The following is a 25075-nucleotide window of genomic DNA, read 5'->3' on the forward strand; positions in this document are numbered from 1 at the left end:
CGTCAGTCGCCGATACCATATCCGAAACGCCGGATGATCCTGCGCGCGTCGGGCTCTTGCAAGAAGGCGAGGAAGGCGTGCGCCGCCTCGTTCTCGGCGCCGCGTTCCAGAAGCACGGCATCCTGGGCAAGGATGGGATGCATCTCCGCCGGCACCACCCAGCGGGATCCGCGGGTTTCGTGGACGACCTGCGACAGGGCGACAAGGCCGGCTTCGACACTTCCGCTCATGACGAACTGGTAGGTCTGGGCGATGCTGTTCCCCTGCACGAATTTGGGCTGGAGCGCCCCATAGACATCAAGCCGTTTCAATAACGCAACGGCCGCCGCACCGTAAGGCGCGGTCGCCGGATTGGCGATGGCGATCTTGGCGAATTGTCCCTCTCGCAGCGTCTCCGGCCCCGTGACGAGGCCTTCGTCGCGGCTGAACAGGACGATCCGGCCGATCGCGTAGGTGAAGCGGCTGTTTGCAACAGCAAATCCCTCATCGATCGCTCGCGCCGGCCGGGCCCCGTCGGCGGCGAGAAAAACCTCGAATGGAGCGCCCTGGGTGATCTGCGCATAAAGGACGCCGGTCGGACCAGAGCTGAATGCGGCACTGTGGCCGGTCTGTTCGTGAAAGACCCTGCCGATCTCCTGCGCGGCCGCGGTGAAATTGGCGGCGACGGCGACCCGGGTCTCGCGCGCCGGGGCGTCACCGGCGATCGCGAAGACAAGGGCGGCGATGAGCAGGCCAGCTCCCCGTCCAGTGCGTCCGCGCCTGCCTCCCGATTTCCTGCCCGGCATCATGGTCGCCATGTTAGCGCCGGCGCGCCCCGCATGACAGAGGACCATTGCGGGCGCCTTTCGCCCATGGTTCCGGCCGACTCGGAGACTTATTTGGCGCCGGCCTCCTCGGCCACCATGACCCGGTCGCGCCCGGCCCGCTTGGCCCGGTACAGAGCCTGGTCGGCCCGCGCGATCATGGGTCCGGGCCCGTCATCCCTGGCGCGCATCGCCGTGACGCCGACACTGGCGGTCACGGTGAGGGCGGTCCCGGCATCGTGTTCGCCCCGGGAGAGAACGATCGGTGTCCCGCCGAGGGATTCGCGAATTCGCTCCGCCGTGACGCGCGCGCCCATCAATCCGGTTTCCGGCAGGATGGCCACGAATTCCTCCCCGCCCCAGCGGCCCAGCAGGTCGCTCGCCCGCAAATTCTCAAGGATGCGCTCGAAAGTTTCCTTCAATACGTCGTCGCCCACAGTGTGACCGTAAGTGTCGTTGATCTTCTTGAAGTGGTCGATGTCGAGCATGAGCAGGGCGCAGTCCCGATGATAGCGCGCGGCTGTCGCGCAGAGGGACTTTGCGCCCGCCATGAAGGCGCGGCGGTTCAACGCACCGGTCAGGGCGTCCGTGTTGGCGAGATCCTCGAGATGACGTTGCGTGCGATGTTGCTCGCTGCGGTCGCGGACGATGGCTACCATAACCGTCCCGCTCGCCGTTTCGGTGCGGCAGATAGAGATGTCGAGCGGGATCTCCTCGCCCGCGGCCGTCAGGCCCATGATCTCCGCCTGGCGCTCGCCCATGTGGCGTGCCGGAGAAGCGTCGCGGGCAAAGGAGTCCATGTATCCGTCATGCCGCGCGCGCAGCCGTTCAGGCAGCAGCATCTTTATGTTCCGCCCCAGGATGTCGTCGGCTGCGTGGCCGAACATCGCGGTGGCGGCGGGGTTGAAGAGAATGATCCGGCCGTTGCGGTCGATGGCGATGATGGCATCGGCCGCATGGGCCACGATCGAGCGGAAAAGCCTGTCATCCGCCGGCTCGATCCAGCCGCTGCCGGCCGGGTCGGTCGAGATATCGGCCCCGGATGATAGCGGGGGCGTTTCTGCCATTTTTGTTCCGACACCCGACATGATGGGATAATATTCCGTAAACCGTTGAAAAGCTGTGAGAAACCTTGAATAGAATTATCCTAAACTTGTAAACGCGGTCTGAACGGGGTGAATGGCCAGGTCCAATTCCCGCGCCGATGCATCAAGAGGATAATAAATGTCATTGTTTTCACCGGGGGGCCGGCCGGGCCGGCCACCCGCAGGGGCAAGAACGGAAGAAAGAGTTTCTAAATAGGCACGCGAGAGGATAGCGGCTGCCTCGCCTCTCACGCACGGGAGCCAGGAACGACGAATGCCAGGCAATGGTCTTATTCAGGTGATCTACGCCAGTGCCGCCGTGGAGAAATTCTCCCCCGAGGCACTCCACGAACTTCTGGCCAAATCCCGGCGCCATAATGGCGCTCAGGGAATCACCGGGCTGCTGGTCTATCACGAGGGTTCGTTCCTTCAGGTTCTGGAGGGGCCGTCGGCGGCGGTGGACAGGCTGATCGAGATCATCAAGGGCGATTCGCGGCACCATCGCTTTCAGCTGCTTTGGCGCGATCTCGTTCCGGAACGGGAGTTCGGGGGCTGGTCCATGGGCTTCGTCGATACGACGAACAGCACGAGCGATCTCCTGGGCTTTCTCGATTACCGATCCGAGCTCGATGCCGCCACCAGCGACGGATCGCGGGCGGCAAGTGTCCTCAAGCGCTTCCGTGACGGTCAATGGCGCCATTATGTGGAGGGGAGATAGGGGCTGGCGATGGCCTCTTCCTGTCTCGGCACCCGTCCTTCTCTTTCACGTTTCCTCCGTATTCCGAATTGACCTAACGTGGGCGCTCGCCCGCTGATGCGGGGCGGGGCAGAAGCGATGGGGGAGCGGAGCATTATCTCTTCGAATGATTTGACATCGGTCGGGACGGATGGCGAGAAACCGGCGGACTCGGGTTCGGTGACCGCGTTCCAGATACTGGCGGTAGTCCTGTGCTGGACGATCAACATGCTCGACGGATTCGATGTGCTGGCGATCGCGTTCACCGCGCCCGAGATCTCGGCCGACTGGGGGCTGCAGCCGGCGGCGCTGGGTGTCGTGTTCAGCGCGGGCCTCTTCGGCATGATGGCCGGCGCCCTTTTCCTGGCGCCCATCGGCGACTACCTCGGGCGGCGCAAGACGATTCTGGCCGGCCTCGTCATCATCACGCTCGGCATGTTTGTGACCGCCTACGTCACGACGGTTTCCGAAATGGTCGCCGCACGGGGCTTCACCGGGCTGGGCATCGGCCTGATCCTGGCCAGCCTGACGTCGATCACGGCCGAATATGCGCCGGCCCGCTGGCGCAATCTGGCGATCACCTTCATGCATGCAGGCTATCCCGTAGGCGCCGTGCTGGGAGGGCTGGTGTCGGTCTATCTGATCCGGACCGATGGCTGGCCGGCCGTCTTCATTTTCGGCGCCGCCGCCTCGGCGGTGATGATCCCGCTGGTCTATCTCTGCCTGCCGGAATCGGCCAAGTTCCTCCTCATCCGCCAGCCGCCGCGGGCCCTCGATCGGGTCAACGCCATCAGGGCGCGGCAGGGCCATGCCGCGCTGTCGTCGCTGCCCCCGAGGCCGGCCTGGCCGGATCGATCGCGAGTCAGCGTCCTGGTCCTGTTCTCCAAAGACTACCTCGCTGCCACGCTGGCCCTTTGGACCGGTTTTTTCATGGCGATGCTGGCGCTTTATTTCCTCGTGAGCTGGACGCCAAAAGTGCTGAGCGACGCCGGGCTCTCCCCCGATCAGGGCAGGTTTGCCGGCGTGCTCATGAACCTTTGCGGCATCTTCGCCATGCTGCTGCTGGGCGCGCTTTCGGTGCGGTTCGGCCTGCGGCGGGTGATCCAGCTCCTCCTCGGGCTTTCGGCTGTCGTCATCATGGTCTTCGCCGCCGTACCGTTGCCGGCCCCGGTGCTGTTGGGGCTGGCGTTTCTCATGGGGCTGGCGATGGCGGGTCTGGTCGGGTTCTACGCCGTTGCGGCCCGGCTCTACCCGACTGAAATCCGCAATACGGGTGTCGGCTGGGCGATCGGAATCGGGCGCTGGGGGGCGGTCGTGGGGCCGCTGGCGGCCGGCTGGATGATCGGCGCCGGATTCGAGCGCTGGGTTTATTTCCTGGTCCTGGCCGCCGGGCCGGTCCTGATCGCGGCGTTGAGCGTCGGCCTGATCCGGGCGCCGGGGTTGGAATCCGGGACCGCGGGGCGGCCCGGGACCGGTTAGGCGGCCCGCAACCTTGCCAGGAATTCGTCGATATTGGTCCGCAGATACTGGGCCTGTTGTGACAACTCGTCCGCCGCCCCCAACAGATTATTCGCCGACTGCCCGGTCTCGTCCGCCGCCGCGGTCACTTCCGAGATGCTTCGGCTGACTTCCTGCGTGCCGAGGGCGGCCTGCTGGGCGTTGCCGGCGATTTCGCTGGAGGCTGCGCTCTGTTCCTCGACTGACGAGGCCACGGTGGTGGCGGCTTCGCTGATACTGTTGATGTCCTCGCGAATCTGACCGATCGCCGAAGACGTATCCGCCACGGTCGCCTGTACCCCCGCGATCTGCGCGCTTATTTCTTCCGTTGCCTTGGCCGTCTGATGTGCGAGGTCCTTGACCTCGGAGGCGACGACGGCAAATCCCTTGCCGCTTTCCCCCGCGCGGGCCGCCTCGATGGTCGCGTTGAGGGCCAGCAGGTTGGTCTGCCCGGCGATTTCATTGATCAGCTCCACGACCTCGCCGATGCGTTCCGCGGCTTGCGACAGGTCGGTGACGGTCGCCGTCGCACGTTCGGCACGTTCGACCGCCCGGCGGACCATCTCATCAACATTCATGATCTGCCGGCTGACTTCCTGGACGGCGTTCCCAAGCTGCTCCGTTGCGCTGGCCACGGTCTGCACGTTCCCCGCCGTCTGGTCGGACGCGGTGACAACCGTTACTGCCTGGGCGTTTGTGCGTTGGGCGATATCCGCCATGGTCTCGGCCGATGCCCGCGTTTCGGATGTCGCCGATGCGAGCGCCTCGACAACTGTCTTGATGCTGGATTCAAGCTCGTCCGCCATGTTCAGGAGGGCCCCACGGCGCTCGGCCTCGGCCCTCTCGTCAGCCTGGCGTCTTTCCTCTGCCGCCCGCTGGTCGGCCGCACGTCTCTCCTCCACCCCCCGAAGCTCGGCCTGGCGTTTTTCCTCCGCCGCCCGCTCTTCCGCTTGGCGCTTTTCCTCGGTCATGCGTTGCATTTCGAGCATGCTCCGCTTGAACGACAGGAAGGCCGTGCTGACCTGGCCGATCTCATCGCGGGAACGGACCTTCAGGTCAACGCTGGTATCGCCGGCCGCAAGAGTATTCAACGCATGCACGACCTCGCCCAACGGTTTGGAGATACCGAAACGAACAAGTATAAAATTGAGAAAAAGACCGGCGACCAGGGCGAAGAGGGTGATGAGAATCATCAGTCTTTCACCCGCCGCCTCATGCTCTTCGGCCTCATTGACGGCGGCGAGCGTAAAGCCCTCGATTGTCGCGAGAAGGTCCTGCATCTCGCGATTGAGCTGTTCCTCCTCCCGTTCCAGAATCAGAAGCTTATCCGCGATGTTGTCGGCACGGCCCGCCGTGATCAGCGCGAAAACCTCGTCCGCGTGATCGGCATAGGCAGTGTGGTGCGTCTCGATGGTCTTCAACTCATCGAGCACGCGGGAAAAGTTGGCTTTCTCCGCCGCTATGTCGGCAGCTTCGAGGGCGCTCGTCGTCAGAACCCGGCCGGCCTCGATTTCCTGGTTGACCTTGGTGTCGATAGCCTCGAATTCCTCGACCGCGGCCGCAAAGGACTGGCGGGCGGCGAGGTCTGCACCGATCTGCTGCCCGTGGCGGACGGCCCGTTCGAACCGGATGGCCTGCTCGAGCTGGTGCGTGGTGACTTTCGTGAAGGCCTCGGTCAGCGGAACGTCGCGTTTCGCGATGCCGGTCAGCTCCTCGCCGATGCTTTGCATCTGGAAGATCCCCGTCCCGGCGACCAGGGCGGTGAACAGGGCACTCATCACGGCGAGTGCCAGAAGTTTCCAGGTGACAGAAATGCTACGAAAAAATGACATTCTCGAGTGCTCCGAGGCATAAGCGACGCGGTCGCCGGATACACGCGATTGTCTGCGAATGACCTTAAAAATTTCTTGCGGCGGTGCAATAGGGAGAACTTTTTAAACGTCTGCCGGACCCCCGACCGGCCGCCGGTCAGGCGGTGAGGGCGGGGCGGTGTTCACGCCGGGTGGCGAGGCCCAGCCGTTCTTCCGCGGACGACAGGATCGCCTGCAGCAATTCCGCGTAGCGCATGCCCTGAAACTCCGCCATCAGATTCATCTTGCCGTCCCAGCACCAGCCCGGATTGGGGTTGACCTCGAGCAGCTTGACTTTGCCCCTGCTATCGGCCCGGAAATCGAAGCGCGCGTAATCGCGGCAGCCGAGGCGCTCGAAGAGCCGCATGGCATGGTCGATCATGGCCGATTGCACACTGTCGGGCAGGGCGGCTTCGCGGTAACGGATCTGGGTCCAGTAGGGGCTCTCGGGCAGCCATTTCGATTCGTAGCCAAGGATCCGGGGAAGGGCCGGGTCAAGGCCGGTATAGTCCACCTCCAGCAGGCGGAGTGCCCGCAATCCCTGTTCCGGGTTGCCGATCAGGCCCACCGTGTATTCGGGACCGGTCAGGAATTCCTGCACCAGGACCGGGCGTTTCGGAAACTGGACATGGAGTTTCTCGAGATAGGCCAGGAACGACTTCTGGTCCGATACGACCGCTTCCTTGGTGATACCCTCGCTCGAATCGCCGAAATTGGGCTTGAGGATGGCAGGAAAGACCGAGGGCAGGGTGGCGCCCTGGTCGTCGGGCCGGATGTAGCTCTCAAGCGGCACCGGGACATCGAGCTGGGTGGCAACGGCGCGCACGAGCCCCTTGTCATAACAGGCGGCCAGGCAGCGCGGCGGCGCGCCGGTGTAGGGCAGGTCGTGCATCTCGAGGATCGCCGGCACATGCAATTCCTTGAAGGCATCGTTGTTGAGGCCTTCATCGCACAGATTGAAAACCAGGTCGGTCCGCAGCGCCGAGAGGTCGCGTTCCAGCGTCGCGTGATTATCGAGATAGCGAAAATTGAAGCCCTTGAGCTCGCCGAGGGCGTCCTTCAACGCACGGATGGTCTGATGGTCCTCCGGGTTGAACTGTCCGCCGCGTTTGATGGTATCTGGCAGGCGCGGGTCGCCCAGCAGGACGGTGACTTCAAGGATTTTGTCACGTCCCCGGCTGGCGCGCGCCGTCCTTACGGGAGCGTCCGCCGTGATCAGCAGGCGGCGGGCCATCATGCCCAGGTCATGCCCCCGGTCGGACAGGGAGTCCAGGTTGCCGTGGTGGCGGACGTTGCGGAACCCGGTCTTTTCCAGAAGGGCCGTGATGGCTTCGCGCGTATAGAGACGTTCGGCATAGAACTGGTCGGCGATGACGCCCATCTCGTCATGAGTGATGACCTCACGCGAGATCAGTCGCTCGCCATCGCTCGCCAGCGAGCGTTCACGGCAGACGAAGTGGTGATCGTCGATCCATTCCCACGAGCGCGGCTCGTAATGGGATTTCAGCCACTCGCCATCGGCCAGATCGAGAACAAGCGTGCCGGACTGGCGCAGGAGCCGGCCCACGGCGCCCAGCACTTTTTCATCGTCGTGCTTGCTGGAGAAATATCCGAAGGAATTTCCCATCAGCGTCACACAATCGTAGCTCTCCTCGGGAAGGCGGGGGGTGCGTGCGTCACCCTCCTTGAAAAAGGCTGTAAGCTTGCGCGCCGCCGCGCGTTTCTTGGCCAGGCGGACAAGATAGCGCGACCGGTCGAGGCCACTCACGTTTGCGAAGCCGCGCCCGGCCAACTCGAGCACGTGCCGCCCCTGTCCACAGCATAGATCCAGGATATGATCTTCCTGCCGCAGGGACGTGGCGGACAGGATGAAATCGACGTCGCGCCGCGTGTTCTCGTCATTCTCGACAACGTCGCCGTCGGTCTTGACATAAAGGGCGTTGAACAGCGTGCGCCACCACTCCTCCGGAAGATGGGCTTCCAGATCGGCGACGGGACCAAGACTGCGTTGCGCCTGTGACCGGCGCGCCCGCTTCGCGCGGGTGGGGACCTGGACCATTATTCAAGAAACTCCAAGCGTGTCCGGGGCGCTCGCCGGGTCGGCTGGCGGATCGGCCCTCGGTCGCGATACGGAACCGTCTTCCGCTCGCCGATTTTGCTCAAATACTCCTTTCCGGCCGGCAGTCAATAGGGACATGAAAAAATACGGACGCGCCGTCCGGGGCGGCGTCAATTCCCGGACGCGAGACGTTCCTCCGCCCCTTTCAGTCCCGTCGCCCGCCTCGCCATGGGCTTCCAGGGATCGTCTGTCTGAGCGAGGCGGCGAAAAATATTCCCGAGCGTATAGGTCCGCGGCCCGAGACCGCCGGCGAGCGCCTCCTCCCAGCGCAGGGGCGTGGCCACCGGTGCGCCCGGTCGAGCGCGGAGCGCATAGGGCGCGACCGCGGTCTGGCCATAGGCGTTGCGCAAATAGTCGATGAAGACCCGGTCGCCGCGATCCGCCTTCCGCTGGGCTGTGGTCAGGCGGTCCGGGTGGCGGCGGGCGAGGCTCTCGGCGAGGCGGCGCGCGAAGGCCCGGACGCGGTCGAACCCGGCTTCGCGGTCGAGCGGTACCACGATATGCAGCCCGCGCGAGCCCGTGGTTTGCACGAAACTGGGCAGGTCGAGCTCATCGAGCCCCGCCCTGAGTGTCCTCGCGGCAAACTGGACCTTGCTGAAATCGTCATCCGACGGATCGAGATCGAAGATGAGTCGGTCAGGGTGCCCGGGCCGGTCGCGCCGAGAGAGCGCGAGGTGGGGGGTCAGGCAGGCCTGATTGGCAAGGTAGACGAGGGCGGCCGCGTCGTTCGCGATGACATGGGTGATCTCTCCGCCCTCCTTGGCCAGGGTGACGCGCGCCATCCAGGCAGGAAAATGCTCGGGCATGTTTTTCTGGAAGAATCCCTTCGCATCGATGCCGTCGGGGAAGCGCTGCATGGTCAGCGGACGGTCGCGATAATGCGGAACTGCGGTCTCGGCGATCCGCGCATAGTAATCCACGACATCGCCCTTGGTGATCCCGTCTTCGGGAAACATCACCTTGTCCAGGCTGGAGAGGGTGAGACTATGTCCGTCCAGCCGGATCGTCTTTTCCGCGGCCCCGCTCATGGGTGCCTCGCCATGTTGTTCCGGGTCTCGCGCGCCGCCGCGCCCGGTCGGGAAAAGATATCGCTCAGCCTGGGCCTCCCTTCCCGTTGCGAGCGCGCGCCCGGATTTGCGTGATCGTGCGGCCGCTCTTGACCGATTTGGGCTGGCTCGAGACGGGGTTACGCCGGGCATCGGCGGCCGCGTCATCTGTCTTGATCAGGAGCCATTGCTGGTCGTCGTCCCGGCCCGCACCTTTTTTCTTGCCTTCTTTCATGCGCTGAAGGGCGTATCCGCCCTGTAGCTTCTTGCCGTGCAGGCGCACCAGCACGTGACCGTCGTCTATGGCCGCGGCTATCGGGACAGTCCTGCCGTTTTTCTCGGTAATGTTGTCGTAACGTCCGCGATCCCAAATCAGCACCGGCCCCGCGCCATAGGCGCCTTCGGGAATGACACCCTCGAATTCCGCATAGGCGAGCGGGTGATCCTCTGTCCGGAGGGCCAGGCGCTTTTCGCGCGGATCGGTGGATGGGCCCTTGGGGACCGCCCAGGACGCGAGCTGCCCCGCAACTTCGAGGCGAAAATCATAATGAAGCGTCGTCGCATCGTGCTTCTGAATCACAAAGATCGGATGGTTGCCGGCGCGACGCTTTTCTGCGTCCCCGCGCGGCTCACCGGTGAGACGGAAGTCCCTTTTCTTTTCGTATTCCGATTGTCCCATGCCTGGCCTGTTCTGCCGGGCCTGTCCGGCCCTTCTAGGGCTTCTCAGCCTGGCGGTAGAATTCGACATAGAACCGCGTTCCCTCGCGGGGGGTGACTTCGTGCGGCTCTTCCGGCCGGATGACGCCCGGCGTTCCCGGAACAAGGCGGCTTTCCGCTGCCTTTCCGGCTTCCGGCGCGAGGCGTCGCAGGAGGAGTGAGCCCGAGAGAACCTGGATGAGCGCCCAGGTGCCGCGCTTGGTGCGGTGCTCGTGGGTCAGGGCCGCGGGGATGGTCGCCGCGTCGAAGACGGGCGTGCGTTTGTAGGCTGTAGCGTCGGCGGGGAGCTGTGGCGTTTTCTCGCTCACGATCTGTCTCCGGGTTTTCGTCATCTGGGTGGACAATCACGGTGTCGCGCGTGCATGTCAGGATAGCGCTGGAAATTGCCCCGCACTATGGTGTCGCGGTCAAGAGCCGAATTGAATTGAGGTAATCTGTGATCGAAATCATGCTGGATCCCGCGATCTGGGTGAGCTTCCTGACGCTCGCGGTTCTCGAGATCGTCCTCGGGATCGACAACATCATCTTTATTTCGATCGCGGCCGAGCGGCTGCCGCCCGAGCTCCGGCCGCGCGCCCGCCTCATCGGTCTGGCCCTGGCGCTGGCCATGCGCATCGCGCTGCTGTTGTCGATCACCTGGCTGATCAAGCTGACGACACCGATCGTGACGGTGATGGATTTCGGCTTCTCCTGGCGCGACCTGATTTTGTTTGGCGGCGGCCTGTTTCTTCTGGCCAAGGGGACGATCGAGATTTATGAAACGGTGGAGGGCAGCGAGACGCACGTTGCAGCGAAGCCCATTGCGGCCGGGTTTACAGCCGTGATCGTCCAGATCGTGCTGCTCGATCTCGTGTTTTCCTTCGATTCCATCCTCACCGCGATCGGCCTGACGGATCAGCTGCTGATTATGATCGCCGCAATCACGGTCGCGATGGTTGTTATGCTGCTGGCCGCGCGTCCCCTCAGTGACTTCGTGAACCGCCATCTCAGCATCAAGATTCTTGCGCTTGCCTTTCTGCTGCTGATTGGCGCGGTGCTGGTCGCCGACGGGCTCCACTTCCACATTCCGAAAGGTTATATCTATTTTTCCCTCGCCTTCTCGGTGCTGGTCCAGGCACTGATCCTGCTGGCGGCGCGGCGCAAGGCGGGCGCGGGCGGCCGGGGAGCCTGACCCGGCCTCAGGAATCGCGCGCGATCTCCCCCGCGAGGTGGCGACGGCCGCCCCACGGGCGGCGGCGACGGACGCGGGCGCCGGCACCCGGCCCCTCCACCTGTCTTCGGGCCGGCTTGGCCCGTCGCGCCGGAACAGGGCAAGCCGCGCTTGCGCGTGACGCTCTTCGGATTCCAGAATGTTTACGAGAGGCTGGGCCGGGCCAAAGGCTTCGATCACCCTGGCGCAGGTGGCGCGCGCCTTGTCTTCGTCCTCGAGCGCCCCGGTCAGCGCCGCCATCTCCGCCTCGTTCATCGGACCGATCCCGGCCGGTCACCTTCCGGCCTATTTCAGAAGCAGCAAGGCGACGTCATTGAAGACGCGCCATTCGCTAATCCGGCCATCCGCATCAAATACGAAAGTGTCGGTGTAGCGCGCATTGTCGATGGACGGACCATCCGTCATCTGACCGAAGAGCTTGCCGTGGACGTTGACCGCAGTCTCTCCATGGATCCAGAGATCGAATGATTTGGTGGGCACGCTCGTGAAGAGCTGGTCGATCATGCGGTACATGTCGTCGACACCGGCGTGTCCGGTGCCGGAAAATCCGGGAAAGACGATTTCGCAATCCGGGGTGATGAACGACTTGACCCGCGCCACGTCGCGCCCTGTCAGGGCATCGTCCAGCAATTCGATGATCCGCGCCTGGCGCCATTGCGCCGTGGATGCCCGGCTGCCCGCGTTCTTCTCCAGTGTCTCCGTCATATCGTGCATCTCCGCTGATGAGAAAATGAGGCCGGCTGGTATCCGGGCGATCAGGAGCCCGCCGATTGCGGGGCCGGCAATTCATGGACATGGACGTCCGCCGCCGAGTGGGTTTCGAGAATTCGACGGGCTTTGATTTCTTCCGCCCGAGTCCCTGTCCGCACCCACAGGAGCAACCCGCCCTTGTCCATTTGCGATTGAAGATAATCGGCATGGTGTTCGCCCACCAGATCGGCCAACGCCGTGCCGATCATGCTGCCGGCTCCGCCGCCGAAAACAGCCGCGACGGCGGCGGCCAGGACCGAGCCGGTCGTGGCCACCACGGCCCCCGCAGCCGTCACGGCTCCCACGTAGAGAAGGCTGCCGATCAGCCCGCCTTCCGCATCGCCGATAGATTCGGTTGATATATAGGCGGCGCGCGGTGCGGCGGGATCATCCTCGAGCTCGGCCACTTTCGAGTACCTGTGGCCCAGTTTCTCGGCCACGGTATTCTCGCCAGCCAGCAGACTGAGGCCGGCGCGGTCGAAGCCCGAACTCAGAAGTTCGTCCACGGCGGCTTCCAGGCTGACCGCATCGTGAAAAACGCCGACCACCTCGGTGTGGGTGTGCTCCGATATATCAGTCATTTTTCTGATCCTAACAGGCAGGTCTTGTGCAGGTCACGCTTGTGATCCGGGCTATTCGGGTCAGCGGCTGACCTCCTCCTCGATCTTCGCGATATCCCCGCTCGAAAAAAGATAGTCCTTCAACTCTTTCTCGAAATCGGGATTGTTCCGACGGAGCCATTCGATAAGCATCGCCGCATGCTCCAGCTCCTCGCGCATATTATGGAGCAGGATTGCCTTCAGTGGCGCGTCCTCACAGTCGTCCGCACGCTGGCGGTACCAGTCGGCAGCCTCCATCTCCTCCATCAGGGATCTGATGGCCTGATGCAGGGCCAGCGTCTTCGGGCTCAATCTCTCGCGCGGCGCATGTAGGGCTTCACTCGACATCTGCTATCCTCTTGGAAAATTTCCGGAACCTGTTGGCATGCCAGCACAGCCGGCTGGCGTCAGCATTCACATATACTAACCTAAAAGGCGGCCTCCATCGCGCCTTGACCTGGCCCCGTAAAGCCGGCCGCCCGCGTATTTTCTTGCCGTCATCAATCTCCCGCCCTTAGATTGCCTGCGAATTCACGGACTTGGGTAGTTTCGAGCCGGCCCCATGGCGGACCTGACAGTCATCATCCTGACCTATAACGAGGAAAAGCATCTCGCCCGCGCCCTCGCCAGCGTACGGCCTGTGGCGGCACGGATCGTCGTGGTCGATTCGCACTCAAACGACGCCACTTGCCGCATTGCCCGCGACGCGGGGGCCGACGTCCTCCAGCATGATTTTGTCAATCAGGCGCAGCAGTTCAACTGGGCGCTCGAAAACGCCGGGGTAACGACGGGCTGGGTCATGCGCCTCGATGCCGACGAGGTGGTCGAGGACGATCTCGCGCGCGAGATCGAAGCCCGCCTTGGCGCCCTCGGTCCGGAGATTGCGGGGATCAGGCTGCGCCGGAAGCACATTTTTCTCGGGCGCTGGATCCGCTGGGGCGGGCGCTACCCGGTCACCTTACTGCGCCTCTGGCGGAACGGCGCCGCGCGGTCCGAGCAGCGCTGGATGGACGAGCACATCGTCCTGTTGCGCGGCCGGGTCGTGACCTTCCGGGGCGGCTTTGCCGACCACAATCTGAACGACATCACGGCCTTTACGGAAAAGCACAATCGCTATGCCACGCGGGAGGCGGTCGAGATCATCAACCAGCGCTACGGGCTTTTTCCGCGCGACGAGATCATGACAGCGGGAAACAAACTCTCCGGCCCGGCTCTGAAGCGGTATCTGAAGGAAAATGTCTATAACGTTGCGCCTGCCGTTCTCAACGCGACGCTGTACTTCATTTGGCGCTATTTCCTGCTTCTGGGCTTCCTCGACGGCAAGCCCGGCTTCATCTATCACTTTCTCCAGGGCTACTGGTATCGGGTGCTGGTGGAGGCCAAGGTTTTCGAGCTTGAGAGGGCGCTTGCCCCGCTCTCTTCGGCCGAGGAACGGCTCGCCGCCCTGGCTCGACATACCGGGCTGCCGCTCGACAAGGGCGGCTGAAGGCCACCTGCCGCCGTGCCCGGGATGCCGGATGTCCGCCCGCCGGTTTCGGTTTCTCATGTCTGCTTTTTCGGGCCAATATCCGGGACCCGTATTTCAGCCGAGTGTTTCGCCATGAGCAGAAAGCCGCCCTCACCAAAGGAGTCGCCGGCAAAAACGCGCGCCCGGCGCCCGCCCAGTCTCAAGGCCGATCTCGATCACCTGATCGGCCGGGGCCGGTTGGTCGGCTGGCGCGAATGGGTGGCGCTGCCCGACCTCGGCGTCCCCCGCCTCAAGGCCAAGATCGACACGGGCGCGCGGACTTCGGCGCTCCACGCGGTCAATTTGCGTCCTTTTGAGACGAACGGCGATGAATGGCTTGCGTTTACCGTCGAGCCTCATGTAAGGGGCGGGAGCGACCACGCTGCCATCGAGTGCCGGGCCCCTTTGTGGGATCGCCGCGCGGTGCGGAACTCGGGCGGCTCGGTGGAGAGCCGGTATGTCATCAAGACCGCACTTGCGATTGGCGGGCGGCAGTTTGAAATCGAGGTGACCCTGACGAATCGCAGCGACATGGGGTTCGAGATGCTTGTCGGTCGCACGGCGCTGCGCACGGGGCGCCTGTTCGTTCATCCCGCGCGGTCCTTCGTCCAGGGCAAATAGGGTCATTGCCCCAATTTGCTTTATCGTTGTCGCCGGGTCTGATCCGGAAGGAAGCCGTCCATGAAAATAGCCATGATGGCCCGAAATCCCGACCTCTACTCTCATAGGAGGCTGGTGGAGGCTGCCGAGGCGCGAGGCCATGAAATCCATGTCATCAACACTCTGCGCTGTTATATGAACATTACCTCCTATCGGCCGGAGGTTTATCATAATGGCGAAAGCCTGGTGGGATACGATGCGGTCATTCCCCGGATCGGGGCCTCGATCACGTTCTACGGTCTCGCCGTCCTGCGGCAATTCGAGATGATGGGTGTCTATCCGCTCAACGAATCGGTTGCCATCGGCCGCTCGCGCGACAAGCTGCGTTCCATGCAACTCCTGGCGCGCGAGGGGATCGGCCTGCCGGTCACGGCCTTTGCCCATGATCCGCGTGTGACCGAACAGGTGCTGGATATTGCGGGCGGTGCACCCGCGGTGATCAAGCTGCTGGAGGGGACCCAGGGGATCGGCGTGGTGCTGGCGGACACGGCGCGCTCGGCCAAATCGGTGATCGAGGCGTTCCGGGGCGTCAATGTGAATATCCTCGTGCAGGAATTCATCAAGGAGGCGGCGGGGTCCGACATTCGCGCCTTCGTGGTTGGCGGCAAGGTGATCGCGGCCATGCAGCGGACCGGTGCCGACGGCGACTTTCGCTCGAACCTGCATCGGGGCGGATCGGCCCGCGCCATCAAGATCACCTCGATCGAACGCTCGACGGCCGTCAAGGCGGCAAAGGCGCTGGGACTCAACGTCTGTGGCGTCGACATGCTGCGTGCCAACCGCGGCCCGCTCGTGATGGAGGTGAACTCGTCGCCCGGCCTGGAGGGTATGGAAAAAGCCACAGGAACCGACGTTGCCGACACCATCATCCAGTTCATCGAAAAGAACGCCCGCCCGGGCAAGACCCGGACGAAGGGCAAGGGATAGGACATGGCGGAAGGGTTCACGATCGGCGGCGTCAACGTGCCGCCCGGCAGCCGCCAGACGGTAGACCTGCCGGTCAGTGTCCTGTCCAACCACACGCCGATGTCGCTGCAGACACAGGTGGTGCACGGCCGCCGCGCGGGGCCGACGCTGTTCGTCAGTGGTGTGGTTCATGGTGACGAGATCATCGGGGTCGAGATCATCCGCCGGCTGCTCAATGTGCCCGCCTTGTCCCGGTTGCGCGGCACATTGCTGGCGATCCCCATCGTCAACGGTTTCGGCTTCATCAGCCATTCCCGCTACCTGCCGGATCGCCGCGATCTCAACCGCGCCTTCCCCGGCAATGCCCGGGGCTCGCTCGCTGCCCAGCTTGCCGACCTCTTCATGCGCGAGATCGTCCTTCGTTCGGATTTCGGGATTGATCTTCACTCGGCCGCCCTGCATCGGGTGAATCTGCCTCAGATCCGGTTGTCCCCGTCCAATCCGACCGCACTCGACCTGGCCAACGCCTTTGGCGCGCCCGTCGTGGTGACCGCCGGGCTCCGCGAAGGGTCTCTTCGTCAGGCGGCGCTGGCGGAAGGCGTCGATATCCTCCTATACGAGGCGGGCGAGGGGCTGCGCTTTGACGAGGTGGCGGTCCGGCAGGGTGTGAAGGGCGTGCTTCGGGTCATGGTGAAGCTGGGCATGCTGCCGTCCCGCGTCGTCAGTGCGGCCCGGCGACCGCCGGCCCTTTGCACGTCGAGCTACTGGGTCCGCGCGCCCCGGGGCGGAATCTTGCGGACCTTTCAACCGATCGGGGCGGGAGTCGAGGCGGAGGCGGTCATCGGCGTCATCTCCGATCCGTTCGGCGAGACGGAAAGCGAGGTCCAGGCGGGCGAGGGCGGATTGATCATCGGGCGCACCAACCTGCCGATTGTCAATCAGGGCGACGGGCTTTTCCATATCGCACGGGTGGTTCACGGACCCCGGGCGGAAGCGGGTGTCGAGCAGGCGCTTGCCGATCTGCAGTCCGATCCGATGTTTGACGAGGACGAGATTATCTAGCGTCGGCCGCCGGGCGGGACGGTCTCCGGCCGGGTCGCGAGGTAGAGGGAAATGAGCGCGAGAAGGAAGCCCAGCCCATAGAGGACGCGATCCGGCATTCCCGCCAGCAGGGCCGTCAGGGCGAACGACAGGGAAATGCCTCCGATGGCCGCCATTTTCGAAGAGCGCTCGATAACCCGGTAGCTGACGAAAAGTTCGATCGGCTCGCCGAAACGCTTGTGGGCGAAGAGCCGGCGCTGAAGATCGGGCGCCCCCCGCGCGTAGCAGAAGGCCGCCAGAATCCAGAAAATCGTCGTCGGCAGGAGCGGCAGGAAGATGCCCAGCGTGCCGAGACCGACCAGCGCCGTGCCGAGGCCGCGATAAAGGTAACGGCGGACGGGGGGCAGCGCAGGCGCGCCTCGCGTTTCGGCCCGGGCGGCGCGTTCCGACAGGGTGGGGCTGGTGGGCGATATCTGGGTCATCTCGGGCGGTCCGAGCCCTCATTGGGGAGGTTTCCGGCCCCTTATAACAACCGATAGTTGCCAAGAAATGAAGACTTTCCCCGAATCCTTTCCTACGACGGCGTGTGTTCAGGGCTCACCGGTGCGGCGGGGCCCGGCACGGGCGAGAGATGTCGGCGCAACAGCGCCACACCCAGATAGATCAGCGGCGTGTCCAGAAGGGCGAGGATCACTTTGCAAAGATACGAGGCAACGATGATGCGTCCGACCAGGCCCCAATCCAGCCCCAGCCCGAAACCGAGAAAAAGACTGTTCACCACGATGGTATCGATCAGTTGCGAGCTCATGGTCGAGGCGTTGTTGCGCAGCCAGAGATGGCGACCCCGAGTGACCCGTTTCCAGAAATGAAACAGCCTGACATCGGCGAGCTGAGCGACGAGATACGCGGTCATCGAGGCCATGATCAGGATCGTTGGCAGGGTGAAAACGGACTCGAAGGCGCGCTGCATTTCCTCGGCCGTGGCATAGTAGGGACTGGCGTCCGACCAGGCCGGGGCGGCTGGCAATGCCAGGGACAACTGGATCAGAAAAAGGGCTAGCAGGCTCATCGCGAAGCCGGTCGCAACCATCAGATTGGCGCGCCGCTGCCCCCAGATTTCGCAGACGATGTCGGTCAGGAGAAAGGTGAGCGGGTAGGTGATCAGCCCGGCGGTAAGGACCATGGCCTCGCCAAAGAGGCCATGGGGCAGGGTGTCGGGAAAGGCCAGAAACAGCTTGATGCCGATAATGTTTGTCAGCACGAGCACCACGGCGAAGCCGGCCATGAGTACGGCGAAGGCGCGCTCGGATTTCTCGTCCTCGGAAGGTGTTTCGTCCACGGCGGATCTCGTCCGATGTTGGCCGGGCTAGCGTGGGGCGAGCATACTGGCCCGGGAGAAAGGGTCGAGAGGGAAATTGCCTGGCGTTTGACGCGGTCCGCCAAAGGCGCAATAAGGGAAGAAAGGGCCGGAACGACGGCAATTTTGCGGGAATCGGATAATGACGGAAAGTGCTTCTGAGGCCGTGGCGCGCGAGGTGATCGGCCGGCTTCGCTTCAACGAGGCGGGGCTTGTCCCCGCGATTGCCCAGCAATTCGATACCGGCAAGGTGCTGATGATGGCCTGGATGTCGGCCGAGGCTATCCGCGAAACCTTGGCGACGGGGCGGGTCTGCTATTACTCGCGCTCGCGCCAGAATCTTTGGCGCAAGGGCGAGACGTCCGGCCACACGCAGCGCCTCGTGGAGTTCCGCTTCGACTGCGACGACGACACGATCCTGCTTCTGGTCGACCAGACCGGTCCCGCCTGCCACACCAACCGGCCCAATTGTTTTTTCCACGCGGTCCGCGACGGCGGGATCGTTGAGATTTCGGAGCCGGTTGCCGACTAGCCGGAAGCCCGATCCCGAGAAGCCGCGGCCGGAATAAGTCCGTCAGGCCATAATGTGCTGGCCGCCATCGATATAGTGGATACCGCCCGTGACGTTGGTCGCGCCGTCGCCGATAAGGAAGCTTGCATAGGCGCCGATTTCATCGAGCGTAACCGTATGGTGTGTCGGCGCCTTTTCCCGCGCCTCGGCGAGCAATGCGTCGAAATCCTCGAGCCCGCCGGCGGCGCGGGTGGGGATGGGGCCGGGCGACAGGGCGTTGACCCTGATTCCGCGCGGCCCCAGCTCGGCTGCCGCATAACGCACCACCGCTTCCAGCGCGGCCTTGACCGGCCCCATCAGGTTGTAATGGGGAACGACCCTTTCCGCGCCGAGATAGCTGACGGTTATCAGGCTGCCGCCACCCCCCATCAGTGGCACGGCGCAGCCGGCGAGGCGAAGAAAGGAATGGCACGATGTGTCCATGGCGGTGAGGAAACCTTCGCGCGATGCCTGCCAAAGCGGCCGGTGCAGATCGTCTTTCGGGGCGAAGGCGACGGAATGGAGAAGAAAATCCAACTCGCCCCATACGCGTGAGATTTCCGCAAAAACCTGCGCCAGGGTGTGAGCGTCCCGCAGGTCCAGCGGCAGCACGATCTCGGCCCCCAGTTCCTGCGCCAGCGGAACCACATGGGCCGCCGCCTTTTCGTTGAGATAAGTGATCGCGAGCCGCGCGCCCGCGGTCTGAAAGGCCCGCGCGCAGCCGAAGGCGATGCTGTCGCGGTTGGCAATGCCGACGATAAGGCCTTTCTTGCCGTTCAGGCGAGAATCCGTGGTCATGGCCGTGTCCTCTTGTCACGCCGCTCTCCCCCCTCCTTACGCGAAAAATGTGACGGTCCCGCGAAACCGGTCCCGGTGCGGCATGGCACAAAAAAAGCCATCCCCGCACGGCAAAAGGCCGAATCTGCGATTTTCCGGTTGGCACGCCGCCTCGCGGGCCTAGCATTGGACCGCCGCCGTCCGCTAGGATTTCACCAGGCGAGCGATACGGGAGAACGCCGGGCCCGGTTGCCGGCGACCCGGACCACGAGACGAGAAAGGATGTGCCCATGAGTGAGCAAGTTGCCGATCTGGGATCCCTCGGCGGCGGCGGCGGCCAGGACGAGGTTTATGTGACCACCTTTACCCGTGGCCGCGTCGGGCCGAGCGAGACGATGCTGGGACCGGTCAAGAGCGGCGGGCGCATCGTTACCGGCACGCCGCCGGGTTGCTGGTCACCGATGATTACGCCGGCCTTTCAGGGCGGGCATGAGGTGACGCAGCCCGTGGCGGTCGAAGGGGCCGAGGTGGGCGACTCGGTTGCGCTGACGCTGGAGCGCTGCCGCAACGTGTCGGAAGCATCCTCGTCGGGTGTCGATTCGTTTCTCGAAGGGCGCTACAAGCAGGACCCTTTCGTCGCCAAGATTTGTCCGAATTGCGGCGCGGAGAACCCGGAAAGTTATGTCGAGGGAATCGGGCCGGAATCGATTCACTGCAAGGAGTGCGGGGCGGAGGCTTCCGTGTTCCGGTTTGCTCACGGCTACACGGTAGTGATGGACAAGGAGCATGACGTGGCCATCACCGTGCCGCCCGAGGTCGCGGCCAAGGTGGCGAACAACGCCAAGGCGCTGCATCACTCCCCGGCCAACGTGGCTGCTCACCCGATCCTGCTCTATGGCGCGGGCGAGATGCCGGGGGTCATCACCCGGGTCATGCCGTTTCTTGGCAATATCGGGACGACGCCATCGGCCAACATGCCCGATTCCCACAACGCCGGAGATTTCGGCCAGTTCCTGATCGGTGCCGATCACGAATTCGGGGTCAAGGACGAGGAAGAGCTCAACCGGCACAAGACCGATGGCCATATGGATTGCGCCCAGGTGCGCGAAGGGGCGGTGCTGATCTGCCCCGTCAAGGTGCCGCAAGCCGGGGTCTATATGGGCGATATGCACGCCATGCAGGGCAATGGCGAGGTCGCGGGCCACGCGACCGATTCAGCCTCTGAGGTCGAATGCCGCGTGGATCTCCTCAAGGGCGTGACCATTGACGGGCCGATCCTGCTGCCGGTCTATGAGGACCTGCCGCACTTGCTGCGGCCGGTCACCAAGGAAATGCGCCGGCATGCCGAGGCGCTTGCGCAGAAATACGGCGTCGGGGAACTCGAGGAAAGCGGACCGGTGCAATTCATCGGCAGCGGCAAGGATCTCAACGCAGCCACAAAGAACGGGCTCGAGCGCGCGGCCAAGGCAACCGGGCTTTCTTTCGAGGAAGTCCAGAACCGGGCGACCATTACCGGCTCGATCGAAATCGGCCGCCTGCCCGGCGTGGTCAAGGTGGGGCTTCTCTGCCCCATGCCGGTCCTGGATCGCATGGGCATCGGCGACATCGTGCGCAAGCAGTACGATCTTTGAGAACCGGTGGCGGGCGATCTCGCCCGCATCATCGCCGTCGGACGGGCCCGCTGGTCGGGCCCGTCGTCTTTTGCGCGGACGACGACGCTCAGACCCTGCGCGCGAGGCCGGCCAGGGCCGGGTCGGGGAGGGTCAGACGCGCGACCGGGATCGCCCGGACGTAGTCGGTCATCGGGCCCTTGTCGTAAAAGGCGGCGAGGAACCGCTCGGCCGCGAAGGTCTCGCCCCAGCGGGGCAATATGCCCCCGGCGAGGAACACGCCACCGGTGGCGCCGAAAACCAGCGCGAGATCGCCGGCGATGGCGCCGAGGAATTCGGTGAAGAGGTCGACCGCCGCGCACGCGCGCAAATCGCCGCGCCGCGCCAGATCGAACACTTCGCCGGCCGAAAGATACGGATCGAAACGCTGCGTCTCGGCCGCGCCCAGCGCCGCCCAGAGATTCACAAGGCCAGGTCCCGAAAGGACGCGCTCGAGGGAAACGCGTCCGAATTGCTGGCGCAGGATTGCGAGCACATGGGCCTGGGCTTCGTCGGTGGCAGCCAGGGTCATGTGGCCGCCCTCACCCGCGTAACTCCGCCAGCCCCCTTCGCCGTCGGGGATCACGGCGGAAATGCCGAGCCCGGTTCCGGGGCCAACCGCAATCGCTGGCGCGGCCGGTGGCAGGAGCGCCAGGACAGCGGAAACCGGTGCGACATCCGCCGCCGTCAGGCCGGGGATGGCGTCGGCGACCGCCTCGAAATCGTTGAGCAGGTGAACGACCGCGCCGGGCGCAAGCTGCTTGATATCGGCTTCCCGCACGATCCAGTCGTTATTGGTCACGGCGATTTCCCGGCCCCTGACCGGCCCGGCGGCGGCGATGGCGACCGCGGCCGGCGTGCGCGATCCCTTGTCGGCCAGCCCGACCCGATCCAGATAATGGGCGAGCGCATCGCCAAAGGACGCAAAATCGGCGATCCGGAATCTCCGGATCTGGACGGGCTGGCCGTCCTCGGCCAAGGCAAATCGGATATTGGTGCCGCCCAGGTCGGCGATGACGGCGGGGGCGCGCATCAGGGCCGTCGCGCCTTGTTATGGGCAGCCTCGAGCGCGGCGAGAAAATCCTCGCGCCACTTCACCACATCTTCGCTTTCGACAACATGGTACAGGCTTTCCCAGCGTCGCGTGCGTTCCTTGTGTGGCATATGAACGGCCCGCTGCAGCGCTTCCGCCATATCTTCCTCGGCATAGGGATTGACGATCAGGGCGTCGCGAAGCTGCTCGGCCGCACCGGCGAATTGGGAAAGAATCAGGACGCCTGGGTTGGCCGGGTCCTGCGCGGCGATATATTCCTTGGCGACCAGGTTCATGCCGTCGCGCAGCGGGGTCACGAGCCCTATTCGGCTGGCCCGGTAGAATCCGGCGAGCGAACGGCGCGCAAAGGCCCGGTTGATATACCGGATCGGAGTCCAGTCATAGTCGCCAAAGCGTCCGTTGATCTCGCCAGAGAGCGCTTCCAAATCGGCCTTGATCTCGGCATAGGCGTCGACGTTTTCGCGCGATGGCGGCAGGATCTGCAAAAAACTGATCTGGCCCCGGTTATCAGGATAATCCTCGAGCATGCGCCCGAAAGCACGAAAACGATTGGGAACCCCCTTGGAATAGTCCAGCCGGTCCACCCCGATAATCTGCAAGCGCTTGCCGAGGAGGTCCCTGAGGCGTCCGATCTGGCGCCTGGCGTCGGCCGAAGTCGCAAAGCGTGCGAAGGTTCCGGCATCGATGCCGATGGGAAAGGCCTGGACCGACAATTTTCGCCCGAAGGCCCGCAGGCGGCCGTCCTCGATATGCTCGCCCATGTCCTCCTCTTCAAGATAGCGCACGAGGGCATTGCGATCGGCACGGGTCTGGAGACCCACCAGGTCGTAGGCGGACAATGCGCGCGCCAGCCAGTCGTGATGGGGCAGCGCCTTCAGAATTTCGGAAGCGGGAAACGGGATGTGCAGGAAAAATCCGATCGGGCCCTGCCAGCCCATAGCGCGCAATTCGGCACCCAGGGGGATCAGATGATAGTCATGGACCCAGATGACGTCGTCGGGCTTCAGGAGCGGGGCGAGTTGGGCGGCGAAGCGGCGATTGACACGCCGGTAGCCGTCCTCGAACCGGTGATCGAAATTCGCGAGATCGAGGCGCAGGTGAAAGACGGGCCAGAGTGTGCTGTTGGCGTAGCCGGAATAGTACTCGTCGTAATCGGCCCTGGTCAGATCGATGGTCGCCAGACGCACGTTGCCTTCGGCTTTCTGATGCACCGGCCCGTGCGTGCCTTTTTCGCTGATCTTGCCGGTCCAGCCGAACCACAGGCCGCCGCGATCCTTGAGCGCGTCTACCAGCGCCACCGCCAGCCCGCCGGCGCGTGCACTGTCCCGGATCGGACCGACCCGGTTGGAGACGACGACAAGGCGTTTCACAACACGCTCTCCCATCGTCGGCTGAGTCGCACCGCACCGTTGATGACGCCCACCATCGAGTAGGTCTGCGGAAAGTTGCCCCAAAGCTCGCCTGTATCCGGATGCACGTCCTCGGACAGAAGGCCGAGATGGTTACGGCAGCTCAACATGCTTTCGAAAATCTCGCGCGCCTCGTCGAATCGCTCCAGCCGCGCCAGGGCGTCGATATACCAGAAGGTGCAGATATTGAAGGCGGTTTCCGGCAGGCCGAAATCGTCCCTGGCGGCGTAGCGGAACATATGCTTGCCCTTGAGCAGGGTTTTTTCGATTCGCTCCACCGTGGCCAGAAATTTGGGATGGCTCGGTTTCAGGAAGCCGACTTCGGTCATGAGAAGTAGCCCGGCATCCAGGTCCGAGCCTTCAAAACTGGTGACGAAGGACGAAAGGTCTTCGTTCCATGCCCGCTCCATGACCACGGTCTTGATTTTGTCGGCTCGCTCGGCCCAAAGGTTCGCACGGTCCGTCACGCCGAGTTGCCTGGCGATGAGGCTGAGCCGGTCGCAGGCCGCCCAGCACATCACACTTGACGAGGTGTGAACCCGCGCCATGGTGCGAAATTCCCACATGCCCGCATCGGGCTGGTCGAAAAGCCGGAATGCCTGTTCTCCCGCTTCTTCCAGCAAGTGGAAGTCGTCGACGCTCCCCTTGCGAAACAGGCGCGAATCGAAGAACGACTGCGCGGCGCCGAGAATGACATTGCCATACACATCATACTGGAAATGTTCATAAGCCTGATTCCCGGCCCGGACCGGTCCCTGGCCGCGATACCCTTGCAGATTAGGAACAATTCGCTCGTCGAGCCTTGATTCAAGTCCAATTCCATAAACCGGCTGAAGATGGCCGTTTTCCGAGCTGCCGACGATATTTGTCAGGTAGCGCAGGTAGTTCTCCATGGTCTCCATTTCGGACAGGCTGTTGAGTGCCCGGATCACGAAGAACGCATCCCGGAGCCAGCAATAGCGGTAGTCCCAATTCCGACCGGAATTCTCGGCCTCCGGAACACTGGTGGTCATCGCCGCCACGATGGCGCCCGTTTCTTCAAAGGTGCAAAGCTTGAGCGTGATGGCTGCCCGGATCACGGCGGCCTGCCATTCATAGGGAATGGCAAGCCGGCGACACCATGTGCGCCAGTAATCGACCGTGCGTTCCTCGAAATCGCGCGCCGTTTCCTCGACCCCCTCCGTCAGTGTCTCGTCCGGCCCCAGGACCAGGCTGAAGGGCTGGTCGAGAAAGAAGAATTTTTCGTCCAGCACATAGGTCACGGGCGCGTTGGTGGTCAGGCGCAGCACAGTGCCCGAATTGACATACCGAATATGGTTGCTGCCGTGGGTGATTGTGGCCCGGGCCGTGCCGTATTCGAACTGCGGGCGCAGGTGGACGCGAATCCGCGGTCGGCCGCGTAATGGCCGCACGCGGCGAAGCAGGACGAGAGGGCGAAACATGCGCCCCCGGGCCGGGAAACGAGGCGCCACGTCCGTGATTTCAAGGCTTTGCCCGTGGCGGTCGTACAGAACGGTCTTGAGCACGGCCGTGTTTTCCGCGTATGCCTGCTCGGCATGATCGAAATCCTCGAGCACGATCGAGAAGATTCCGTCCTGATCCTCGGGCGCGATATCGTCACCATTCAGGAGGCCGTGAAAGACCGGATCGCCGTCAAATCTTGGGAGACACATCCACTGCACGCGGGCGCAGTCGTCGATCAGCGCGCTAAAGGCGCAATTGCCGATGATGCCGAGGCCCAGAGAATTCATTT

The 25075-nt window shown here is 63.7% G+C and carries 25 protein-coding genes; 9 read left to right on the plus strand and 16 right to left on the minus strand.

Features of this window, described 5'->3' with window-relative positions; genetic code table 11:
- Positions 1-2: 2 nt before the first annotated feature.
- On the minus strand, positions 3-833 hold the full coding sequence (modA, locus tag RLQ26_00240; protein MEQ9087153.1) for a molybdate ABC transporter substrate-binding protein: 831 nt from the start codon (positions 831-833) through the stop codon (positions 3-5).
- Positions 834-874: 41 nt separating this feature from the next.
- On the minus strand, positions 875-1870 hold the full coding sequence (locus RLQ26_00245; protein MEQ9087154.1) for a sensor domain-containing diguanylate cyclase: 996 nt from the start codon (positions 1868-1870) through the stop codon (positions 875-877).
- Between the two features lie 292 nt (positions 1871-2162).
- Between RLQ26_00245 and RLQ26_00250 the strand changes: the two genes are divergently transcribed.
- Both RLQ26_00250 and RLQ26_00255 read left to right on the plus strand, forming a co-directional pair.
- Entirely contained in the window at positions 2163-2606 is a 444-nt protein-coding gene (locus tag RLQ26_00250) for a BLUF domain-containing protein (GenBank protein MEQ9087155.1), read from the plus strand.
- 78 nt (positions 2607-2684) lie between these two features.
- Positions 2685-4103 carry an MFS transporter gene (locus RLQ26_00255; GenBank protein MEQ9087156.1) on the plus strand — a complete coding sequence of 473 codons (1419 nt, stop codon included), beginning with the start codon at positions 2685-2687 and terminating at the stop codon, positions 4101-4103.
- On the opposite strand, the gene RLQ26_00260 is transcribed toward RLQ26_00255, so the two are convergent.
- From RLQ26_00260 to RLQ26_00280, 5 genes are all read right to left on the minus strand, one after another.
- Positions 4100-5953: a methyl-accepting chemotaxis protein gene (locus RLQ26_00260; protein MEQ9087157.1), complete on the minus strand. Its 1854-nt coding sequence runs from the start codon at positions 5951-5953 to the stop codon at positions 4100-4102. The genes RLQ26_00255 and RLQ26_00260 overlap by 4 nt on opposite strands.
- 136 nt (positions 5954-6089) lie before the next feature.
- Complete coding sequence (locus tag RLQ26_00265; protein ID MEQ9087158.1) at positions 6090-8030, minus strand: methyltransferase domain-containing protein; 1941 nt, start codon at positions 8028-8030, stop codon at positions 6090-6092.
- 170 nt (positions 8031-8200) lie between these two features.
- Entirely contained in the window at positions 8201-9118 is a 918-nt protein-coding gene (gene ligD / locus RLQ26_00270; protein ID MEQ9087159.1) for a non-homologous end-joining DNA ligase, read from the minus strand.
- A gap of 64 nt (positions 9119-9182) precedes the next feature.
- Positions 9183-9815: a DNA polymerase ligase N-terminal domain-containing protein gene (locus RLQ26_00275; protein MEQ9087160.1), complete on the minus strand. Its 633-nt coding sequence runs from the start codon at positions 9813-9815 to the stop codon at positions 9183-9185.
- Between the two features lie 34 nt (positions 9816-9849).
- Positions 9850-10161: a DUF1971 domain-containing protein gene (locus tag RLQ26_00280; protein MEQ9087161.1), complete on the minus strand. Its 312-nt coding sequence runs from the start codon at positions 10159-10161 to the stop codon at positions 9850-9852.
- Between the two features lie 128 nt (positions 10162-10289).
- Between RLQ26_00280 and RLQ26_00285 the strand changes: the two genes are divergently transcribed.
- Complete coding sequence (locus RLQ26_00285; protein ID MEQ9087162.1) at positions 10290-11024, plus strand: TerC family protein; 735 nt, start codon at positions 10290-10292, stop codon at positions 11022-11024.
- 324 nt (positions 11025-11348) lie between these two features.
- Here RLQ26_00285 and RLQ26_00290 read toward each other — a convergent pair whose 3' ends face one another.
- From RLQ26_00290 to RLQ26_00300, 3 genes are read right to left on the minus strand one after another with little or no spacing between them, the layout of a single operon-like run.
- A complete protein-coding gene (locus tag RLQ26_00290) occupies positions 11349-11768 on the minus strand; it encodes a nuclear transport factor 2 family protein (protein MEQ9087163.1) in 420 nt (139 codons plus the stop codon).
- Between the two features lie 50 nt (positions 11769-11818).
- Positions 11819-12394 (minus strand): hypothetical protein, encoded by a 576-nt coding sequence (locus RLQ26_00295; protein ID MEQ9087164.1) that lies wholly within the window; start codon positions 12392-12394, stop codon positions 11819-11821.
- Positions 12395-12454: 60 nt separating this feature from the next.
- Positions 12455-12760: a ferritin gene (locus RLQ26_00300; protein MEQ9087165.1), complete on the minus strand. Its 306-nt coding sequence runs from the start codon at positions 12758-12760 to the stop codon at positions 12455-12457.
- A 214-nt stretch (positions 12761-12974) separates the two neighbouring features.
- On the opposite strand from RLQ26_00300, the gene RLQ26_00305 reads away from it, so the two are divergent.
- The 4 genes from RLQ26_00305 (at position 12975) to RLQ26_00320 (ending at position 16547) form a co-directional block, all read left to right on the plus strand.
- Positions 12975-13898, plus strand: a complete 924-nt coding sequence (locus RLQ26_00305; GenBank protein ID MEQ9087166.1) for a glycosyltransferase family 2 protein — start codon at positions 12975-12977, stop codon at positions 13896-13898.
- A 114-nt stretch (positions 13899-14012) separates the two neighbouring features.
- Positions 14013-14540, plus strand: coding sequence for an ATP-dependent zinc protease (locus tag RLQ26_00310; protein ID MEQ9087167.1), 528 nt, complete (start codon positions 14013-14015; stop codon positions 14538-14540).
- A gap of 60 nt (positions 14541-14600) precedes the next feature.
- Positions 14601-15506, plus strand: coding sequence for a 30S ribosomal protein S6--L-glutamate ligase (rimK, locus tag RLQ26_00315; GenBank protein MEQ9087168.1), 906 nt, complete (start codon positions 14601-14603; stop codon positions 15504-15506).
- Positions 15507-15509: 3 nt separating this feature from the next.
- Positions 15510-16547 (plus strand): succinylglutamate desuccinylase/aspartoacylase family protein, encoded by a 1038-nt coding sequence (locus RLQ26_00320; protein ID MEQ9087169.1) that lies wholly within the window; start codon positions 15510-15512, stop codon positions 16545-16547.
- Here RLQ26_00320 and RLQ26_00325 read toward each other — a convergent pair.
- Positions 16544-17008: a YbaN family protein gene (locus RLQ26_00325; protein ID MEQ9087170.1), complete on the minus strand. Its 465-nt coding sequence runs from the start codon at positions 17006-17008 to the stop codon at positions 16544-16546. The genes RLQ26_00320 and RLQ26_00325 overlap by 4 nt on opposite strands.
- A gap of 92 nt (positions 17009-17100) precedes the next feature.
- On the minus strand, positions 17101-17865 hold the full coding sequence (locus tag RLQ26_00330; GenBank protein MEQ9087171.1) for a queuosine precursor transporter: 765 nt from the start codon (positions 17863-17865) through the stop codon (positions 17101-17103).
- A 160-nt stretch (positions 17866-18025) separates the two neighbouring features.
- Here RLQ26_00330 and hisI point away from each other — a divergent pair, with 160 nt between their 5' ends.
- A complete protein-coding gene (gene hisI / locus RLQ26_00335) occupies positions 18026-18415 on the plus strand; it encodes a phosphoribosyl-AMP cyclohydrolase (GenBank protein ID MEQ9087172.1) in 390 nt (129 codons plus the stop codon).
- Positions 18416-18457: 42 nt separating this feature from the next.
- Here hisI and fabI read toward each other — a convergent pair whose 3' ends face one another.
- Complete coding sequence (gene fabI / locus RLQ26_00340; GenBank protein ID MEQ9087173.1) at positions 18458-19231, minus strand: enoyl-ACP reductase FabI; 774 nt, start codon at positions 19229-19231, stop codon at positions 18458-18460.
- A gap of 269 nt (positions 19232-19500) precedes the next feature.
- Here fabI and RLQ26_00345 point away from each other — a divergent pair, with 269 nt between their 5' ends.
- The gene (locus RLQ26_00345; GenBank protein MEQ9087174.1) at positions 19501-20841 is read left to right on the plus strand and encodes an acetamidase/formamidase family protein; all 1341 of its coding nucleotides are present in this window, start codon (positions 19501-19503) and stop codon (positions 20839-20841) included.
- Positions 20842-20929: 88 nt separating this feature from the next.
- Here the strand turns inward: RLQ26_00345 and RLQ26_00350 are convergent, their stop codons facing one another.
- Genes RLQ26_00350 through RLQ26_00360 form a run of 3 tightly spaced genes read right to left on the minus strand, consistent with a single transcriptional unit; the run spans position 20930 to position 25073 of the window.
- Entirely contained in the window at positions 20930-21892 is a 963-nt protein-coding gene (locus tag RLQ26_00350; protein MEQ9087175.1) for a glucokinase, read from the minus strand.
- On the minus strand, positions 21892-23283 hold the full coding sequence (gene otsA, locus RLQ26_00355; GenBank protein MEQ9087176.1) for an alpha,alpha-trehalose-phosphate synthase (UDP-forming): 1392 nt from the start codon (positions 23281-23283) through the stop codon (positions 21892-21894). Before otsA ends, RLQ26_00350 begins: the two co-directional genes overlap by 1 nt.
- Positions 23280-25073 (minus strand): glycoside hydrolase family 15 protein, encoded by a 1794-nt coding sequence (locus RLQ26_00360; GenBank protein MEQ9087177.1) that lies wholly within the window; start codon positions 25071-25073, stop codon positions 23280-23282. The genes otsA and RLQ26_00360 overlap by 4 nt, the downstream gene beginning before the upstream one ends.
- Between the last annotated feature and the right edge of the window lie 2 nt (positions 25074-25075).

It is taken from the genome of Alphaproteobacteria bacterium (assembly GCA_040220875.1).
Lineage (GTDB): Bacteria > Pseudomonadota > Alphaproteobacteria > JAVJVX01 > JAVJVX01 > JAVJVX01.

What these genes read in the sequence shown, in the direction of transcription:
- RLQ26_00250 (MEQ9087155.1), top strand. Translation starts at nt 2,163, where the DNA reads ATGCCAGGCAATGGTCTTATTCAGGTGATCTACGCCAGTGCCGCCGTG.
- RLQ26_00350 (MEQ9087175.1), bottom strand. Translation starts at nt 21,892, where the DNA reads ATGCGCGCCCCCGCCGTCATCGCCGACCTGGGCGGCACCAATATCCGA.
- RLQ26_00320 (MEQ9087169.1), top strand. Translation starts at nt 15,510, where the DNA reads ATGGCGGAAGGGTTCACGATCGGCGGCGTCAACGTGCCGCCCGGCAGC.
- RLQ26_00260 (MEQ9087157.1), bottom strand. Translation starts at nt 5,953, where the DNA reads ATGTCATTTTTTCGTAGCATTTCTGTCACCTGGAAACTTCTGGCACTC.
- RLQ26_00300 (MEQ9087165.1), bottom strand. Translation starts at nt 12,760, where the DNA reads ATGTCGAGTGAAGCCCTACATGCGCCGCGCGAGAGATTGAGCCCGAAG.
- RLQ26_00310 (MEQ9087167.1), top strand. Translation starts at nt 14,013, where the DNA reads ATGAGCAGAAAGCCGCCCTCACCAAAGGAGTCGCCGGCAAAAACGCGC.
- ligD (MEQ9087159.1), bottom strand. Translation starts at nt 9,118, where the DNA reads ATGAGCGGGGCCGCGGAAAAGACGATCCGGCTGGACGGACATAGTCTC.
- RLQ26_00245 (MEQ9087154.1), bottom strand. Translation starts at nt 1,870, where the DNA reads ATGGCAGAAACGCCCCCGCTATCATCCGGGGCCGATATCTCGACCGAC.
- RLQ26_00345 (MEQ9087174.1), top strand. Translation starts at nt 19,501, where the DNA reads ATGAGTGAGCAAGTTGCCGATCTGGGATCCCTCGGCGGCGGCGGCGGC.
- RLQ26_00265 (MEQ9087158.1), bottom strand. Translation starts at nt 8,030, where the DNA reads ATGGTCCAGGTCCCCACCCGCGCGAAGCGGGCGCGCCGGTCACAGGCG.
- RLQ26_00275 (MEQ9087160.1), bottom strand. Translation starts at nt 9,815, where the DNA reads ATGGGACAATCGGAATACGAAAAGAAAAGGGACTTCCGTCTCACCGGT.
- RLQ26_00305 (MEQ9087166.1), top strand. Translation starts at nt 12,975, where the DNA reads ATGGCGGACCTGACAGTCATCATCCTGACCTATAACGAGGAAAAGCAT.
- modA (MEQ9087153.1), bottom strand. Translation starts at nt 833, where the DNA reads ATGGTCCTCTGTCATGCGGGGCGCGCCGGCGCTAACATGGCGACCATG.
- RLQ26_00295 (MEQ9087164.1), bottom strand. Translation starts at nt 12,394, where the DNA reads ATGACTGATATATCGGAGCACACCCACACCGAGGTGGTCGGCGTTTTT.
- RLQ26_00290 (MEQ9087163.1), bottom strand. Translation starts at nt 11,768, where the DNA reads ATGACGGAGACACTGGAGAAGAACGCGGGCAGCCGGGCATCCACGGCG.
- hisI (MEQ9087172.1), top strand. Translation starts at nt 18,026, where the DNA reads ATGACGGAAAGTGCTTCTGAGGCCGTGGCGCGCGAGGTGATCGGCCGG.
- fabI (MEQ9087173.1), bottom strand. Translation starts at nt 19,231, where the DNA reads ATGACCACGGATTCTCGCCTGAACGGCAAGAAAGGCCTTATCGTCGGC.
- rimK (MEQ9087168.1), top strand. Translation starts at nt 14,601, where the DNA reads ATGAAAATAGCCATGATGGCCCGAAATCCCGACCTCTACTCTCATAGG.
- RLQ26_00360 (MEQ9087177.1), bottom strand. Translation starts at nt 25,073, where the DNA reads ATGAATTCTCTGGGCCTCGGCATCATCGGCAATTGCGCCTTTAGCGCG.
- RLQ26_00325 (MEQ9087170.1), bottom strand. Translation starts at nt 17,008, where the DNA reads ATGACCCAGATATCGCCCACCAGCCCCACCCTGTCGGAACGCGCCGCC.